A 17,953-nucleotide genomic window follows, 5' to 3' on the forward strand; every position below is an offset into this window, starting at 1 on the left:
TAGCCTTAATGCGCATTATAAAATCAAGTATTACTTTTTACAATATTTTTATACCCGACATATGTCGTGTAGAAATATCCTACATAAACTACAAGAAAGACTAAGCCAGTCATCAATGCTGGTAAAGTAATGTCTGTTGGTTGAATTGCGTTAATAAAATTATTGATTACATAAATTCCAACTATAGAATGAATTAGGGCAAGAGTAACTGGTAGACTAAAGTATACGAAAGTTTGAATAAAAATCGTTCTGTCAATCATGGTTCTGTTTGAACCAATTCTTTTCAAAGATTTATATCGATCTATGCTATCACTGGCTTCTGATAATTGTTGAAGAGCTAATACAGCCATACTCGTTATTAAAAATACAATACCTATATATATCCCAATAAACAGTATGATGGTTTTCAATCCCTTACTTTCTGCACGAACTTCATCCTTTGATTTGCCTGATATATATGCAATATTTAATTTCGGGCCATTTTCGTCATAAAAGCCCCTTGCAACGTTATCATATTTTTTATTATATTCTTCTCTATTTCCATCTACATAATTTACATTAAGTACGGATGTACCAATTTTGTAGCCTGATAAAAACTCATCATTTATAACGATTGCGAAGAAATTAAGTGGCACATCAGAAGTGTAAAGATTCTCTTGTATAACTTTAGCGTGTTTTACCAGATATTCTTTTTCTTTAATATTCACCTTATTGCTATTTTTTAATCTTTCATTTATCGAATTAACCAACCGGCTTTCATTTGATAAAAGTAAAATTTCATTGTTATTTAAAGTAATTTTCTTTTCACCTTTGAGATTTAAAATTTTATTATAATCAGATACTTTAATGAAATCCACAACGATATTCTTAGCATTTTTAGTTACTTCTGGTACAACGTCCCCCACTTCCATCTTTGCTGAATATACATTATAAGATACATATTTTTCATTATTACTTAGTTTAAAATTTGATGTATTTAATACGTCTTCTATTGTGTAACTTTTATCCCTATTCATCAACGTAATACTGGCATCAAATGGTGTTTCTTCTTTTATTGTTGCGTCCATCATTCTGTTAAAGCTGATTCCTGTAGATAAGGCCACCATTGTAAGAAATAACATTAAACAGATTACAGACATGAATATAAAATTTGTATTAACCTTACTATTTATTTGTTTGATGATAAATATATTTAATCCTTTAAAATAGACTTTTTTATTCTTCTTTACAACATATAATATAAATCCAGATAAACTAAAGAAAAACAGAAATGTACCTAATATGCCAAGAAGGATTGATACCACGAGCATAGGATTTTGATAATTCAATCCAATTTTTAGTACAGTCACATATGCATATCCAAGTGATGCTACACACATTATAAATGAGATTACATAGATAAGAGGATTTATAAATTTTACATCTTCGTTTTTTCTACCTGCTGTTAACAAATCAATTATTTTGTATTTAGAAACAACATATACATTACATAACATAACAAGCAAAAACATGATTCCAAAGTAGAATACGCTTTTACCTATAGCACCTGTTGAAATTGTAAATTTATATTTATTGATGGGCAATTCATATAACTTTAATGCAAATGTAGATAATCCCTGTGATACTCCAATACCTATTATAAGTCCACTCACTAAAGATATAACGCCAACTAGAAATGTCTCTGTTACTAATATTCTGGATATGTTTCTTCTTCCCATACCTAAAGTCATGTATATTCCTAATTCTTTTTTACGTTTTTTAATTAAGAAATTATTTGCATACAATATTAAACTACCTAATATTACGGATACAAATACTGACACATTTGAGATAGCGTTCATTACTGTAGGCACATACTTTTTATCTGAAGCGCTAATTTCCATAAGTGCCTTTTGTGATTCTATGGAGTTAAAGCTATAAAATATACAAACAGCCAGTGTTAGTGTTAAGAAATATATTGCATAATCTTTAATACTTTTCTTTACATTCCCAATAGCAAGCTTAGAGTACATTATTATCGTCACCTCCAAGAAGGGTTATAACTTCAATAATTTTAGTAAAGAATTCTTTTCTGGAATCATTTCCTCTTACCAACTCGATAAATATTTTGCCATCATTAATAAAAAGAATTCTACGAGCATAGCTTGCTGTAAATGCATCATGAGTAACCATAAGTATGGTAGCCTTTAAATCCTTATTAAGACTTTCAAATCTTTCGAGTAATAATCTAGCTGATTTAGAATCTAGCGATCCTGTTGGTTCATCTGCAAGTACCAAAGATGGATCTGTTACGATAGCTCTTGCCGAAGCAACCCTTTGTTTTTGTCCGCCCGATATTTGATAAGGGTATTTGCTTAATACTTGTTCAATGTCTAAATATTTTGCAACTGCTTGTATTTTGCCATCAATTTTTGAACTTTCCTCACCTTTTATAGTTAACGCTAGGGCAATATTTTCATAAGCAGTAAGAGTATCTAATAAATTAAAGTCCTGAAATACAAACCCTAATTCATTTTTTCTAAACTTATCTAGTGACTTTGATTTTAACCGAGTAATGTCACTATTATTGATTATTATTTTCCCCGTCGTAACATGATCAATCGTTGATATACAGTTAAGTAATGTAGTTTTGCCACTTCCTGAGGGCCCCATTATCCCAACGAATTCTCCCTCATCTACCTTAAAACTAATATTATCTATAGCCTTTGTTACGTTATCTTTATTACCATAATATTTTTCAATTTTTTCTACACTTAATATATTTCGCATTAATACTTCTCCTTTTTCATTATAAAAATTATTTAACTCCCCTTCATTTTATATAATTTCATTACTAGTATCGGTGGAATTACATTTCATTAACATTACATTTTTGTTATATTGAGTGATACCTCTACATGTAATTTATCAGAAATCACGATGGTATAAGTAAGGATTATCCGGCACTTTACCAAAGAGGCAGAAAAATGTAGTGGTATCGGTTCTAGTGCAAAAACGATAAGACTTATGTAATTAGTGGAAACTGGTTACGGTGTAACAGCAGCACTATTTAAAAACGCATGGATTCATAGTCATTTCAATAGAAACTATTTATTAAAAAAGGATTTCCATGCATGATGAAGACATTTGAAGAAATATCCACTTTGTTGTCTCCGTCGGAAATTCAGCATTTTAAACTATAAAATTAGTTCCTACTTTCACGTCTTTCTACAACAAGGACGAGGAATGACAAACTATTTAGACAAAAAAGTTTAAGATACAGTTTTATATAACTAAATCAATCTTGTGTAATAGGATAGAATTTTGAAAAAAGACATAAAACTGAATACTTCATAGACTAGAAAGTTGTTTTTTTGAATTGCAAAATTTAAGACCGGCAAAGGAATTCTATTTTCTATATACAGGTGGAATGCTTTGTGGAAAATTAAAAAAATCTTCTGGATCGTATTTAGCTTTTACTTGAGTCAATTTTTTGAAGTTTTCACCATAATATAAATCTGACCAATCTTTCATTGAAAGATCTGGTGTGTTAACGTAGACACCTTTCGTAAAAGGAATCAATGCTTGACGAAAATCTTCTACCCAGCGAATCCCTTGTGCAGCTCCCTCAGGTTTGTCCCACGTGGAAAATAACACAATATTCACTAGAGCTTTTCGATAAAAATAAGCAGTATCTTCCTCGGGTACTTCAGAAACAGTCCCACCTAAGCCCTGAAAAAACATGGAAACAGTGGCATTAGGTGGAGCTTGACTCATAAATTGTTCAATCTTAGCAATACCTTCTTCAGGCAATAAAGAGTCTATAAAAGGTGCTACGCTTTTAAATGGAAAAGGATTTGCAGGCTGATGATTGGATATTAATGTTATAGCTTCTAAATAAGACAGTTCTTTTATGTCTACCTTTATAGGTGATCCAATTTGGAGAAGTGGTTGTATCAATTTCTGTAAGTCTTTAACTGACCCATGAAAAATCCCATGCATCTACAATGGAGATGTCTTTTCTGACGACAATAATAATGTAGGAGTAAAGCGTTTATCAGAAGTAGGTAGAGTATACTTTTGCCATTCCTGTATAACGGCTTTTAAATCTTGGTGCCCCCAACTAACTTCAGCAAAACCAACAGTCTTAATTTCATGAGTACGAAAGCGAAAAGATGTACAAATACCGAAACTTCCGCCTCCACCACGTAAAGCCCAAAATAGATCAGGATGCTCCTGATCATTAATCTGCAATACACAGCCATTTGCATCAACCATTTCTATTTCTACTACATGATCAAGTAGTAGTCCTAATGGTCGAGAAAGGATACCTTGACCGCCACCTAAAGCTATTCCTGCGATAGCTGGTTTAGGACAGACCCCATTAGGAATAGCTAATCCTTCTTTCCCAAGAATCTCAGCTAACTGGAGATTTTTACAACCAGCTCCTACTATAACAGTTTTTGATGTTGGATCTATTTTTATTTGATTTATCTCACTGACATCAATTACTATACCACCATCTAAAACTGACAAGCCTTCATAATTGTGACCTCCTGAACGTACTCGGATAGGTACATTATTATGTAATGACCATCGTACTGCATTCACAACGTCTTGAGTATTTTGTGCAAAGACTATAACAAAAGGGAATCTATTAAAAAATGTGTTAAACGATTGACGTGCTGAATCATATTGTGCTTCACCAGGTGACACAATACGTCCTGTTAAACTTATATTTTCATCATATTGCATATAAAAACCTCACTCTCCGTGCAAGAATTTTTATACTATAATGTTAATAATATGTATGTAAAAAAAAGTAAGAACTACCTATTATATTGATGATTCTTACTTTCTTCAGAAAATTAAACAATATTGTTAAGCTTTTAAATCGACAAAAACCGTTTTTAAGCCTCTATTTTTAATATATAGGCTAGTGACGTATTCCTATCAAACTAAGAATTCAGAAATACCCAAAAAGCACGTTCTAAGAGTAATATAAAATTTTTACTTGTTGACGTTTTGGTATCACCAGCATTTTGGAAAAAGTTAACCAAAAATAAAATAAGCCATCCATATGGATAGCTTATTTACATAATTTTCGTTAGCGGCTGTTAGGCAATTACAAGATTTCTTTATAAAAATGACAAAACTGTAAGAATGCACGAATGTTTGTAAGAAAGTTCGATGTTTTCCTTTTTCTTTTTTTATTATAGTGAAAAAAAGAAGGAGGAATTTGAAAATGTCTTTTTCTCAATTTGCGATATTTTAAATTGTTACCCCTTTGCCCTTTTTGGCCAAATAAAATTGCTTAGGGCAATCACAAAATCAATACCTAACACAAGTGTCCATAATTTTAGAAACCCAGCCAACACTTCTGTTCGGGAAAAATCGTTAATTAAATAGATTAGGACGAATAAAATTCCAGCACCTATTAGAAAGGCAAGCACATGTTGTCCCCAACTTTTAAAGTAGTGTTTCGCATAATCGATGCCAAATCTTTTAACTGGTTTCGATCCTTTTTTCATCACATAATATTGAAAGCGTATATCAGCCCATTCAATCATACTTTTACCATATGCGATAGAGATTCCAATATACACAGCAGCAATTGCATGCACTTTGGTAGCAGTCGCACCACGATACAAGTCTATACCCGTAGCAACCAATAAAATTAAATCAATGACAGGTGTCAAGGCAAGAAAAAACAATCCTAATTTATTTCTTTTAAGGATATATCGTGTGAATAGACCTAAAGTGATAACAACCCAAAACCCTATTTCACATGCAACGATTAACCATGCGATTACATTCACCCCAGCACCCCTTCTTTAAAATTTAGAGATCCACAAGATTTACACGCTTCTATTGCCATTAGAAACTCCCCCTTGATAAAGTTAATAGTTTTGTTACAAATATTGGTTTTTTTAGTGAAATACAAAATAACTATAATTTTACAACAGAACATATAACTTAATATGTAAACTTATATAAATAATGGTAATAGTAGCTTGATTAATATTTGGATGGGAGTCCAATACATAGTATTAAAATTAAAGTGGTTCAAGTCTGAGGAAGGCACCTTATGGTGTCTTTTCTTTATTTTCTAAAGGACCTGCTCAATTAATTCTTCAAAACATAAGGTAAAGTGAACCCATTAAATGCATGGAATGAATCCTAGTTTTACCCTCTGATCTAAAAGGAGGAACGATATGGTGGTAGTTGCGGCGAAGGCTGTGGTTTTGCAGGAGGATTTGCTTTACTAGTTGTATTATTTATTCTATTAATCATTATCGGATGCAGTTGCTTCTGCTAAAAACTATTGGAAAAGGCACCTTTGGGTGTCTTTTTTTATAAGGGTCCCATCCCATCGCTATCAACCTAAGATTTTAAAGTATCCCCTAAACAAAAATTTTGTATTTTTATAGCATTGAAGTTCATTTTTATCGTTTTGGAGAAGCGTTTCTTCTTAACTTGATAGAGATGGGGCGGTAACCTAATTATATACTTATAAAATTATTATTTTCCTCTTCATTTAGAAATTGGTTTCTCCATAATTTTTGATATTCTTGATTATGTTGGATTAATTCTGCATGTGTTCCTTGTTCTAAAACTTGGCCATTATTTAAAACATAAATTCGGTCACATTTTTTTATTGTTGATAATCTATGGGCAATAGAAATAATAGTTAATCCTTTTTCTTTTAAATCTTGTAATGATAATAAGATGTTTTGTTCTGTTTTTGAATCTAAATTACTTGTAGCTTCATCTAAAATTAACATTTCTGGATCCATTAATATAGCCCTTATTAAGGAAAGTCTTTGTTTTTGTCCAGCTGATAAGTTTGAAGCATCTTCTTCTATTATTGTTTGATATTTTAGAGGCATACTATTAATAAATTTATGAGCATTCATCATTTCAGCTATAGTAATTACTTGTTCTAATGTTGGTTTATAATCCAAACCAAAACAAATATTTTCATATACAGTTCCTTCAAAAAAGAAAGATTCTTGGGAGAGAAAAATAACTTTTTTTCTTAAATCTTTTTCATTTATTTTATTACATGATATGTCATTAAATAAAATTTCACCTTCTTGAAACTTATAGTATTTTAAAAGAATTTTAGCTATGGTGGTTTTTCCAGACCCACTCTCACCGACGAAGCCAATATGTTGCCCTTTTTTTATTTCAAAAGAAACGTCTTTTAAGATATTATTTTGAAATCCATATCCAAAAGAAATATTTTTGGCTTTAATAACGTTTATCTCATCCAACGAGCGCTTTTGTATATTTTTGTTACATTCAGGCTCTAATTCTAAGATTTCTTGGACACGTTCCCAAGCAACTAATGCACTTTGAATGCTAGGTTGTAAACGAACTAAATTTTCAATGGGCTGTAAGAAATATAACAACAGTGCATTATATGTAATTAACTGACCTATAGTCATATTCCCTTTTAAAACTTCATGTCCGCCAATCCATAAGATAAGAACGCCTCCAATTAATTGAACCCCTTGTTTTATTGAATCTTGTAATCCGATAATTTCCCCTTTTTTTAGAACAATTATCCACAAATCTAAAAATTTCTCTTTTACATTTGTACGTACTATATTTTCAGCTACATAAGATTTTATGGTTAAAATTCCTTTTAAGGATTCTACTAAATAAGAATTTAATGAAGCTGCGTTTTGCATTTCTTTTTTATTCAACCGTTCATATGGCTTTTGAAAGCAAAATATGATTAGTACATATACAGGAATAAATAATAATGTAATTAAAAATAGCTGTTTATTTTGTAAATATAATAAATATGTCCCAATAATAAGCATTATAGTATCAATTAATAAAGTAACTGCTGCATTTGATACTGCTTCCCTAATTTTACAAGCGTCTAAAAATCTAGATATAATTTCCCCAACTCGTCTTGTTTCAAAAAATATGATTGGTAATTTTATTACATGATTGTAGTAACCAAGCATTAGTTCAATATCCATATTTTTACTTAATGTTAATAACAGCAACGTTCTAGAGTAATTAATAAATACTCTTAAAATGTATAATATAATTACCGAAATGGATACAATCCCCAATGTATCCGTTAAGTATTGAGGTAATATAACGTCAATTAAATAACTGTAATAAAAAGCTCCTAAGATACCTATCGCATTAAATAGTATAGATAAAATAAATATATAACTTAGGATTCTTTTGTTAGCTAAAATGAATTGGAATAAATGACTTTTTAATGAAGGATATGTCGAACTATGGGATTGAATTTCTTTTGGAATCGCCAACACTAGTATACCCGTCCATAATTTGTAAAATTCTTCATAACTATATTTTTTAAGTCCTGCACTAGGATCCATAATAGAAATATGTTTATTTGAGACTTTATACAATACCACAAAATGTAATAATCCTTCTGGAGTAATAATATGTGCAATAGCAGGTAAAGGAATTTCTTTTAAAGATTCTTTAGTACCACGGAAAGCTTCAGTCTCAAACCCCAAATCTTTAAACGTGTTTAATAGACCTTTTAATGTAGTTCCCTCCTGGTTTGTACATGCTAATGTTCTTATCTTTGAAATTGAAACTGGTGATTTATAATAGTGACAAATAGCTGCAATACAGGCTGGACCACAATCTCTTAAATCATGTTGTTGAATATATTTTATTTTTCTAAATCCAAACATCAATTTTTTATCTCCTATAATAAATAATAGCCCCTAAAATTTGATTTTTATCAAATCTTAGGAAGCTATTATTTGAATATCAATTTTTAATTATTCACAGCTCTTATTTAGATTTGCCGTTTAAGATACCTAATACTCCAGCACCAACTAGAATAGCTCCACCTACAATAATAGAACCAGAGTACTCATAAGGCTTACCGCCACCAGCGATTTCAAGAAGTTCTTTTTCATCTAATTTTTTTAAGTTTTCAGTTCCAATAATTTCTTTCATGTTGTATTTCCTCCTGTGTAGTTGTTTAATTCTTTATTTATTATAATATTAAGATTAAGTAAAAACAACGATAATATCCACATTATGTATAATTGCATATTTATATTACATAAACATCTATTTAAAACGATTTTTTAATTATATATTGTTTTTATTTACCATTTATAGTCAACAATAATTATTATGAAAATATTACTTCTCCCATAGTTTCGGAATTAATTATACCTAATATATTATTTATTTGATTAATGTCCGTTTTGGAAGAAAATTCGTTCAAAAATAAGCTGTTTTAATAAAGAGCTGCCATTTCTTCACGAATTTCTTGTACTTTCTTATCATTTAAGCTATTAAGATTATTACTTATTTCAGCAACATCCATTTCAGTAACATTCTCTTGTAATATGTTTTTTATTTTTTGATCTACTTGATCCATTTGATTCCTTGTAGAACTGTACATTATAAAAAATGAAACTTCATTTCTATGGAATATAGGGTAACACATTGCTAGATAGCAACTATATTTTCTCAAAACTTGAATTTTTTTATTTATGATTCTTGAAATTAAAGTAATATAATATAAATCTTTATCTTCAAACCCTTTTAAATACAGACCATATCCCATAATTTTTACCATTGAATTAGTAGGTAAGTTACTCCCCAGTTTTTTATCAATTACTTTTGGGAGGTAGCTACAGGAAGAATCTTTATTAAAAACTACATTTTCATTTTCTCCCACTTCGATATGAGAAAATATGTCTTTTAAGTGATTCAACTGTTTCTGGGATAATAAAATTGAAAATTGGCTTGCTTTATTTCGATTTATATAAGAATTAAATATATCCCATCTAATATCAACATTTGGATGGTCCATCTCTTTTCCTAGCCCATTTCTATCCCACAATGCTTCATATGGAGAATCTTGAAGATAGTAGCTCATATTAGCACTTTTTAATGCTAGTTCTTGTCCAATTAAACTTTGTGTATGTTTTAAATAACTCTTATTTAAAATGTCAAATACAGCATCAGTTGTAATTTGTAACAAGTACTTTAATACAGCGCAATTGTCTTTATCAGGCATAATTTTAATACAAATAACATCTCTATTAGTGTATGCATATATCCCGGTCGAGTATTTCTCCTCTACCTGATCTACTAATAAATGTTCATATAAGTGGGCTAACCCTACTACTTCATCTTCCCTAGTTCCCGTTAATAAATAAAACTTTATATAATCGTCTTCTTCAGATTCTGGTAAAATTATAATTTCTCCCATACGTTGTTTATATTTTACATTATAATGCATGTCTAAAACCTCTTTAATTATTGATAGCTACAATATGAACGATTGATTCCGTTTTGCCGTCTATACCAATAAATTTTTCTAAATCAATATCAGATGCCCCTCTATGAGGTGTAGCATGATACCCCAACTTAGTAGATACCAAACCAATGTTTTGTGCCATTGCTCCAGCCTCTAATAAAGCAAATCTAAAAGACCTCTCACCATATTTAAAATAGGCTCTATCATATACAGATGTCATAACAAAAATAGCTGATACACTTTCTAATCCAGCATTAGATAAAAACAATTAATCTAAATTAATATCAGTTACCTTTAAAACTTCTAGATTATGTATACTTGGTCTATAGTGATATAATCCTTGCTCCAGTTCAGTATTTAGACTTAACATATATAATTCACAAGGATACAAAGCCCCTGCAGAAGGCGCAGTTCTAAAGAATCTATCCGGTCCTACAACTCCATCCCCCGCCCAACTTAATAAAGATAAATCCTTTAAACTAATTTTTTTCTTTTCACTTGCTGTGGATCTAGAACGTCTTTCTCTTAAAATGGAAATTAACTCCGAATCCTCATCTGATAAAGAATTATTATCTATTGTTTTACCAAGAATTACAAAGGGGCACCCAAGAATTATCAAAGATTTTCCTACGTCTGTTTAACCTTTTAGAGAAAAACGGACGGAAATCTCATCGTTACGAAAAGAAAACAGTCTTTGATATCCTCGGCGTTATGTATGAGTGTACGTTGTTAAAGAGTTTCAAAGTCGCATAATATTTTTCAAAACACCTTTTCGTAGGTTTATTTGTTATGCACATTTTTAGTGTAGTCGTAGAAATCCCCCAAAAATACACTCGATATACCGTCATGATACCCTTAGCTTGATGGTGATGGGGTATTCAAAATATTAGCTTGATGGGCATGTGGCTGTACCCTTAATTCATCAACTTAAGATTTTATATTAATTGATAGTAAACGAGAATGGTTGACAAATCACCAAACTTTCTCGTTTGTAGAGCTTAAGTTTTCAGTTATTAAACCAAAAATCCCGAAAATAATATCCTACGCAGTATTCTCCTCATGATCTTTTTTCTAGAGTTTAACGTTTTTTGAGAATCTTTGTAACAGAACCCAATATATTGTTTTAAATATTTTTAGGTATCAATAAAAAGAATTTAATATTCTTTCAAAGTATAAACAATCGTAATTTTCAGACAGCACTAGGGATTGTATGATAATATATTTATATCAATTCCCTTACCATTTTTACAATAAATTTACATATAACTAAGGTATTGAGGTGATTTATTAGTGGTTAATAATAGGTATGAAACTAGTAAGTATAATTCAATACATAAAAAACGATTTTATAATTCCGTTTTTTCAATTCCTTTAGTTGCTTTAGCTTTATTTATATTATCTTCTGTACAATTAGAATTAACTACTTTTTTGCTTATTACGTTTGTTTCTGTTGCTATAGTGCTCTTTCAATTATTTTATTTTTATAAGAAATGGAACGTTCAGTTACAAAGTTAAATTTTAGTCAGTTACTAATAATTGTTCTAATTCATTGTACGCCGAAAAGATGGAGTCTGCTTGAAAACTTCGTCTTTGTTTATAGAGGAGAAGCGTCACATTACTATTAACCTAAGATAATTTTATACCCATAATTCATAGAAAGCGTTATTCTTCTTGTAGAAATATAGAGAAAGGATGTTTTCTGTTTTATGTATACAATTTTTCAGCTGGATGAGTATGTGAGGACCACTACTATAAGAATTACTTAATCAAATTTAATATACAACAATTTCAGTTGCTAACAGGGGCATTGGTGATGTATTCTGCTATTACTTCTTTTGAATCATACTCCCTCCTGTTCTCCATACAATATGTCTACCTTGATTCAAATGATGTATTAAATTTTTATTTTTTATATAATACTTTTCCGCCTCAATCAAGCTAACAAAAGTAAATTTCATCTTACTTTCTCATTATGTAGACTATACTAATTTCTCTTTTCACTTAAAGGTTTCGTTTAAACAAAAAAATAGAGCCTCAGGAACAGGATCCTCAGACTCTATTTTTTATTTTATATATGACAGCATAACTTTCTCTAATTCTTCTTTACTAACATCATTTGCAAGTATTATGACTTGATAAGTGCTATTCTTTCCTTTTGCAGGCACAATTGCTTCCATATACTTCGTTATACTTTCAGACGATTCTGCAAAAGTAAGGTTTGCACCTTCTAATTTATAATTTGTTATTTTTTCACTCTCTTCCATTATCCCGTAAAATGGGTTTTCTTCTTTATCTCTAACTACAGATTGATTCACAACATACCAAGACAATGAATCTCCTCTGTGATATTCAGAAACAATAACGGGATTCTTCCTACCAGGAAACAACGAAGTTTGAACTTCTTCACCAGCTAGTTTAAACCCATTTACTGCAACAGGTGGTGTCTTAATTTGAAAATCAAGATACTTCTGTGCTTCCTTTTTAGTTAATCTAAAATCCGAATAAATTTTCCTTCTAAATGGTTCAATTTCTTTTTCATTATCCTTAAATTTGTTCTGTTCCTCTGGAGCTAATTTGTCAGGATTCCCCACTAACCTTATTTTTTTACTCAAAGTATATGACTCTGTTTCTAATTCAATAAACCGTTTAAATTCTTCTTTCGTAAACAGGTTTCGCGCCACTTCAAGTTCTGTAAGGAAAATATTGTACTCTCCTTCGGTAATTAAAAATTCTGATTCTGCTTGTTCTTTTGTACCAATCATTTTTTCTACAATTTGCTGTATAGGAATATCAGGTTGTGTTTTTAATTCTTTCATATTATTTTTCACTTCTATTTGTTTTTTCTCAGGATTAGTTGACATATCAGCACGGGCATTTAATAAGGATACAGATGATACAGCAATAACTGCTATAGCCCCTAGTGCAGACCAACGATACGATTTTTTTTGGAATTTTTTAATCATTAAAATTCTCCTTTTTAACATCCTTTTGTTTTTACTGAAATTGGCCATACTCGGTACTTTATAATTACTTGAGTAATGTTCCAAAAGACTAATAATAGTATGTCCATACGCAATTTGTTCCTCTGAATCTATATATGTAAGGGCTAATGCATCGCATGCTAATTCTTGATCTTCCCGCATACATGAGTAGGCATACCATAGAATGGGATTAAACCAATTTAAAATTAGTAAGCCATGCATAATCCAATTCACACCAACATCTCTTCGTTTGATGTGAGCTAATTCATGATGAAAAATATAGCGTAACTGATATTCATCTAATATTTTCATATGTACAGTTGACAATAACAACTTTGGCCGAAAAAATCCGAACACTGTTGGACTGGAAACCTTTCCAGATACAAGTAAAGGGATATCTCGTTGAACAGACATAGATTGCTTACACTTTTCGAAAATCTGGACAATCTTCTCATCTTTAATAACAGGTTGTTTTTGTATGTAAAGGAGTAAACGCCTGTTCATTATAAAAGTAGCAAAGCTTAGAAAAATAACGCCTGTAAGCCAAATGTATATACAGATTGTATAGAATGGAATCGTCTCATCATCCTGCTTTTCATTATTGTGTGTTTGTGTCTTGTGTGACTGATTAGGTTGTGTTGAACTTGAGGTATGATTATCTTCTTTTGTGAGAACCTTTGTATCGTCTATACCTTTCAATTCTTGCATGCGTTCTGTTGAAAGAAAAATAGCTACAGGGTTTCGGCTAGAAATGAATGCATCCTCATTCTTGTATGTAAGAACAGAATAGATACTATAGGAACTATCTGGCGACCAAGGTAATACCAGTCTTATTATTAATATGATCCATAGCATGTATTGCCAACGTGGAGTTAACTTATTTCTAAACAAGACCTTAATACATAGGATTAGGCCCACTAATATACTCGCCATAATAGAGGTCTCTATCAACCAATCGAAAAAATGAGGGAGATATACATTAATTAACATTTCTGTCATTATGATCTATCCTTCCTCTGATTTTCCTCAGTTTTCTCATCCAGGATACGTTTAAGCTCGTTAATGTCTTCTGAAGACAGCTTTTCTTCTTTCAAGAAATTTACTAGCAAGGGCTTAAATGCTGCACCATAGAAGCGTTTAAGTAAAGATTTTGTTTCTACTTGCAAATAACTATCTTGCGAAACCAAAGGATAATAAGCGTACATACGCCCTTTATCTTGATGGTAAGCAACTGCTTCTTTGTGAACTAATCGATTAATTAGTGTTCGAATCGTTTTAGGTTTCCAATCCATTTTCTTCTCTAACTCTTCAATCACTTCATTTGCCGTTTGTGGAGATTTTGACCACAGTGCTTTCATTACTTCTAACTCAGCTTCTGAAATTTTAGGTAATTCTTTCATTAGTTTAAATTATACCTCCCTCAGATTACATTTGTAATCCGTAACTGAATATTACACTTGTAATATTGTATTGTCAATATTATTTTATATTTGTGAAATCCTCTCCTATGCCCATCAACATAAGAACGAAAGAAATTAACATAGGTATAGATCTTCATGTCCTCCTAATGGGTCAAGAAAATAGATGCTTCATAACTATGTTTGTTAATAATATAAAATTAATTTTTAACTTCACACTTAATTAGTATATACTATTTTTACAAAGTAACCACTTTGGTGTCTTCGTTTAACAAAGTAGCCATTTTCTTGTCTCGATATATATATGGACAAGAAAATGGCTACTAAATGCAATGTATCTGTAGATAATTTAGCATTTTACACTATAAAATAAGTTCCTACTATCATATCTTTTCACATCCCTTTTTTGTTGTACAAGGACATGAAACTCCAAACTATTTAGACTAGAAATTTTAAAATAAAATCAACGTTTTTAAATATAAAAGACCCAAAACATTAACAATTAGTTTTAGGTCTTTTTAAGTATTTCTTATCCAATTCTTAAATTATAAAGTCGAAAATATTGAACGATCTATAGTTAAAAATTATATACTTATTACTTCTCTTTCGGAAGTACAATTCTTTTATATAATTGAACTGTAATCAAGTAGTAAACCGAGTAAATCACTACAAAAATAACAAGTGGTAACCAAATGCGAGCGTACGGATCGATTACAAGAGGACTAAACATGTTCATACCAACTAATATATGAGTAATCCCCACAATTGCTGGGAATAAGAATATGAAGAATAACTCTTTATAAATTGATTTTTTTAATAATTCTCGGCGGACACCAATTTTATGAAGCATTTGATAACGTGTTACATCTTTTGATGCTCCCGACAGAACTTTAAACATTAAGCAACTTGCCATCATTGCTAAAAATGCAATTCCAACGAAGAAACCCATAAACATTAGTCCGCTGGCAAAATCATGACCCATAATATATGCTTGATACTTACTGTCCAATTCTTCCGCTTTCACATTTTTATATTTTGCTATTTGTAATTCATCAAGTTTTTTCCATTCTTTTATGTATGATCCAAAATCATTTGTTTTCCCCATAAATACAGTACTTTCTTTACCCTTCAACCCATCGTATATGTTTTGATCTACAATTTTCATTTCATAATCAGGATATAGATAATTGGGCTGGATCGTTCTGAAAGCCAGGATCCATTGTTTTGTATATGTCTCTCCTTTAGCCCGTTTTATTGAAAATGCACCAATGGGTAATTCCTCTGAAACTTTCTCTATGTTCATACCTTGTATGAAAGGGCGATTTTTCTCTACATCTTCTTTAAGATAATAAACATACTTATCATCCACTTTGTAATGATATTCTAGTTTTTCTTGAAATAAGATACCACCCAAAATTGTCTTTTCTTCCGCTGTTGGATTATGAATGACTGAATCGTAAATTTCTCTTTGATCTGTCATGTTTAGGATGTTGTTTTTAAATGCCATACCACAAGCAATTCCACCAGCACCAAGAGCCACTAAGATTGCTACTGTTGCAAGCACATTTGTTAGACCATTAATGCGGAAATTTAATTGTGCAAAAGTAAAAGCATTGAGGCCTTTTTCACTATGTTTTTTATTACTCTTTAGCTTGTTAATCATAACTGGGAGAAGTGATCCGAATATTAAGTAAGTACCAACAGTTGCTGAAATTAATCCAACGGCCATTAGCCCCAAAACAATTAGAGAATTTGCATATGACATATAAATCAATGATGCATAACCAATACCTAATAAAAGAATACCAAGGAATGCAATTACAACGGTCATTTTTCCTTTTATGGCAACACGTTCTGTTTGTTCATCTGCATGTACAAGTTGAAGTACAGAAATACGAGAAAATTTAATACTATTCATAATTGCTGATAATACAAATAGTGCAAAGAAGAAAACGCAAGTAATAGCTATAGATGGCAGATAAAATGCTTTATAACCTTCGCCTGCAAACTCGAGTTGTTTCATTAATAGTTGACCAATACCTTCTGCAAGTCCTACACCAATTGTAATTCCTATCAAAAGAGATGTGCCACCTAATATGATTGTTTCGATAAACATAAGTAAGGTAACTTTATGTTTTTTTGCTCCTAACATCATATACATACCAAATTCTTTTTGACGAAGAGCTGATAAGAAAGAATTTGCATATAAAATATAGAAAAATGTGATAACCGCTAACAAAAAGGAACCAATTTTAAATACAGACACAATATCCCTAATAGAAGAGTTAGATTCAAGGAACGTTTTATTGGATGCTAGCGTTTGAAACATATAAAAAGTTGAAATAGAGACAATAAGACCAACAAGTAAAACAATGTAATCTTGCAACTTACTTTTTAGGCCTGACATAGAAAGTTTAAATAACATGATTGAACTTCCTTCCTTACGCTTTTTGTGTGCCTAAGTTTGCAAGCACGTCTAAAATTTCTTTATAGAATTCTTCACGGGTACCACCGCGATGAATTTCTTTATATAACTCACCATCTTGAATGAATAAAATACGCTGACAGTAACTTGCGCTGTAAGGATCATGCGTAACCATCATAATGGATACACCTTGCTCTTTATTTAAGCTTGTCATGGCATCAAGTAAACTCGTTGCATTTTTAGAATCTAGAGCTCCAGTCGGCTCGTCTCCTAAAATAATTGCAGGTTCATGCACTAACGCACGTGCTGCAGCAGAACGTTGCTTTTGTCCACCAGATACTTCAGAAGGATACTTTTGAAGTATTGATGTAATGCTTAACATATCAGCTACTTTTTCTACTTTCTTTCCAATATTACGAGATGAGACACCTTGAAGTGAAAGTGGGAGTGCGATATTTTCATATATAGATAAATTCTCTAATAAGTTAAAGTCTTGGAAAATGAATCCTAATTTTTGCGAACGGAAATCAGAAAGCTCACCTTGCTTCATTTTCGTAATATCAGTACCTGCAATTTCAACAATACCGCCCGTTGCTGTATCTAACGTTGAAATTACATTTAATAATGTTGTTTTACCAGAACCAGAAGGCCCCATAATACCAACAAACTCTCCCTCTTGAATCGAAAATGATACACCTTTTAACGCGTGTGATTGATTCTCACCTTTTTTACCGTACAATTTTTGAATGTTTTTTACATCTACAACTGGTTTTATCATATATATCCTCCTACGTTTGTTCTTTCTATTTCATTACAATAAGCTACTATTTTTATTTGCTACTAACAAAATAGTCATCTTGCA

Annotated in this window: 12 protein-coding genes and 3 pseudogenes; 2 read left to right on the plus strand and 13 right to left on the minus strand. The window is 31.0% G+C overall.

Annotation, left to right across the window (positions count from 1 at the left end):
• Positions 1-23: 23 nt before the first annotated feature.
• The 4 genes and pseudogenes from KZZ19_RS28110 to KZZ19_RS28125 all read right to left on the minus strand — a co-directional run bounded on the left by KZZ19_RS28110 (position 24) and on the right by KZZ19_RS28125 (position 5,798).
• Positions 24-2,012, minus strand: a complete 1,989-nt coding sequence (locus KZZ19_RS28110; protein ID WP_237982564.1) for an FtsX-like permease family protein — start codon at positions 2,010-2,012, stop codon at positions 24-26.
• Positions 2,002-2,769 carry an ABC transporter ATP-binding protein gene (locus KZZ19_RS28115; protein WP_078994686.1) on the minus strand — a complete coding sequence of 256 codons (768 nt, stop codon included), beginning with the start codon at positions 2,767-2,769 and terminating at the stop codon, positions 2,002-2,004. Before KZZ19_RS28115 ends, KZZ19_RS28110 begins: the two co-directional genes overlap by 11 nt.
• A 618-nt stretch (positions 2,770-3,387) precedes the next feature.
• Positions 3,388-4,734 (minus strand): annotated as a pseudogene (locus KZZ19_RS28120) (FAD-binding oxidoreductase).
• A gap of 524 nt (positions 4,735-5,258) precedes the next feature.
• Positions 5,259-5,798 carry a hypothetical protein gene (locus KZZ19_RS28125; protein ID WP_237982561.1) on the minus strand — a complete coding sequence of 180 codons (540 nt, stop codon included), beginning with the start codon at positions 5,796-5,798 and terminating at the stop codon, positions 5,259-5,261.
• Between the two features lie 395 nt (positions 5,799-6,193).
• On the opposite strand from KZZ19_RS28125, the pseudogene KZZ19_RS28130 reads away from it, so the two are divergent.
• A pseudogene (locus tag KZZ19_RS28130) lies at positions 6,194-6,298 on the plus strand (YjcZ family sporulation protein); the annotation flags it as partial.
• A gap of 184 nt (positions 6,299-6,482) precedes the next feature.
• On the opposite strand, the gene KZZ19_RS28135 reads toward KZZ19_RS28130, so the two are convergent.
• From KZZ19_RS28135 to KZZ19_RS28155, 5 genes are all read right to left on the minus strand, one after another.
• Positions 6,483-8,675 (minus strand): peptidase domain-containing ABC transporter, encoded by a 2,193-nt coding sequence (locus tag KZZ19_RS28135; RefSeq protein ID WP_237982560.1) that lies wholly within the window; start codon positions 8,673-8,675, stop codon positions 6,483-6,485.
• A gap of 103 nt (positions 8,676-8,778) precedes the next feature.
• Entirely contained in the window at positions 8,779-8,946 is a 168-nt protein-coding gene (locus KZZ19_RS28140) for a hypothetical protein (protein ID WP_237982559.1), read from the minus strand.
• A gap of 289 nt (positions 8,947-9,235) precedes the next feature.
• Positions 9,236-10,249, minus strand: coding sequence for a hypothetical protein (locus KZZ19_RS28145; RefSeq protein ID WP_237982558.1), 1,014 nt, complete (start codon positions 10,247-10,249; stop codon positions 9,236-9,238).
• A 13-nt stretch (positions 10,250-10,262) separates the two neighbouring features.
• Entirely contained in the window at positions 10,263-10,487 is a 225-nt protein-coding gene (locus KZZ19_RS28150) for a nitroreductase family protein (RefSeq protein ID WP_237982557.1), read from the minus strand.
• A 48-nt stretch (positions 10,488-10,535) separates the two neighbouring features.
• A complete protein-coding gene (locus tag KZZ19_RS28155) occupies positions 10,536-10,886 on the minus strand; it encodes a hypothetical protein (RefSeq protein WP_237982556.1) in 351 nt (116 codons plus the stop codon).
• Here KZZ19_RS28155 and KZZ19_RS28160 point away from each other — a divergent pair.
• Positions 10,820-11,020, plus strand: a pseudogene (locus KZZ19_RS28160) (IS4 family transposase); the annotation flags it as partial. The gene KZZ19_RS28155 and the pseudogene KZZ19_RS28160 sit on opposite strands and share 67 nt — an antisense overlap.
• Before the next feature lie 1,310 nt (positions 11,021-12,330).
• Here KZZ19_RS28160 and KZZ19_RS28165 read toward each other — a convergent pair.
• The 4 genes from KZZ19_RS28165 to KZZ19_RS28180 all read right to left on the minus strand — a co-directional run bounded on the left by KZZ19_RS28165 (position 12,331) and on the right by KZZ19_RS28180 (position 17,869).
• Positions 12,331-14,247, minus strand: a complete 1,917-nt coding sequence (locus KZZ19_RS28165) for a M56 family metallopeptidase (protein WP_237982555.1) — start codon at positions 14,245-14,247, stop codon at positions 12,331-12,333.
• Positions 14,247-14,648, minus strand: coding sequence for a BlaI/MecI/CopY family transcriptional regulator (locus KZZ19_RS28170; protein ID WP_237982554.1), 402 nt, complete (start codon positions 14,646-14,648; stop codon positions 14,247-14,249). The genes KZZ19_RS28165 and KZZ19_RS28170 overlap by 1 nt, the downstream gene beginning before the upstream one ends.
• A gap of 613 nt (positions 14,649-15,261) precedes the next feature.
• Positions 15,262-17,091 (minus strand): ABC transporter permease, encoded by a 1,830-nt coding sequence (locus tag KZZ19_RS28175; protein ID WP_348638069.1) that lies wholly within the window; start codon positions 17,089-17,091, stop codon positions 15,262-15,264.
• Positions 17,092-17,107: 16 nt separating this feature from the next.
• A complete protein-coding gene (locus tag KZZ19_RS28180; protein WP_348638046.1) occupies positions 17,108-17,869 on the minus strand; it encodes an ABC transporter ATP-binding protein in 762 nt (253 codons plus the stop codon).
• Positions 17,870-17,953 lie beyond the last annotated feature (84 nt).

Origin of the sequence: Bacillus thuringiensis (assembly GCF_022095615.2) — a bacterium.
Taxonomy (GTDB): domain Bacteria; phylum Bacillota; class Bacilli; order Bacillales; family Bacillaceae_G; genus Bacillus_A; species Bacillus_A cereus_AG.

What these genes read in the sequence shown, in the direction of transcription:
- KZZ19_RS28110 (WP_237982564.1), bottom strand. Translation starts at nt 2,012, where the DNA reads ATGTACTCTAAGCTTGCTATTGGGAATGTAAAGAAAAGTATTAAAGAT.
- KZZ19_RS28115 (WP_078994686.1), bottom strand. Translation starts at nt 2,769, where the DNA reads ATGCGAAATATATTAAGTGTAGAAAAAATTGAAAAATATTATGGTAAT.
- KZZ19_RS28135 (WP_237982560.1), bottom strand. Translation starts at nt 8,675, where the DNA reads ATGTTTGGATTTAGAAAAATAAAATATATTCAACAACATGATTTAAGA.
- KZZ19_RS28140 (WP_237982559.1), bottom strand. Translation starts at nt 8,946, where the DNA reads ATGAAAGAAATTATTGGAACTGAAAACTTAAAAAAATTAGATGAAAAA.
- KZZ19_RS28145 (WP_237982558.1), bottom strand. Translation starts at nt 10,249, where the DNA reads ATGCATTATAATGTAAAATATAAACAACGTATGGGAGAAATTATAATT.
- KZZ19_RS28150 (WP_237982557.1), bottom strand. Translation starts at nt 10,487, where the DNA reads ATGACATCTGTATATGATAGAGCCTATTTTAAATATGGTGAGAGGTCT.
- KZZ19_RS28165 (WP_237982555.1), bottom strand. Translation starts at nt 14,247, where the DNA reads ATGACAGAAATGTTAATTAATGTATATCTCCCTCATTTTTTCGATTGG.
- KZZ19_RS28170 (WP_237982554.1), bottom strand. Translation starts at nt 14,648, where the DNA reads ATGAAAGAATTACCTAAAATTTCAGAAGCTGAGTTAGAAGTAATGAAA.
- KZZ19_RS28175 (WP_348638069.1), bottom strand. Translation starts at nt 17,091, where the DNA reads ATGTTATTTAAACTTTCTATGTCAGGCCTAAAAAGTAAGTTGCAAGAT.
- KZZ19_RS28180 (WP_348638046.1), bottom strand. Translation starts at nt 17,869, where the DNA reads ATGATAAAACCAGTTGTAGATGTAAAAAACATTCAAAAATTGTACGGT.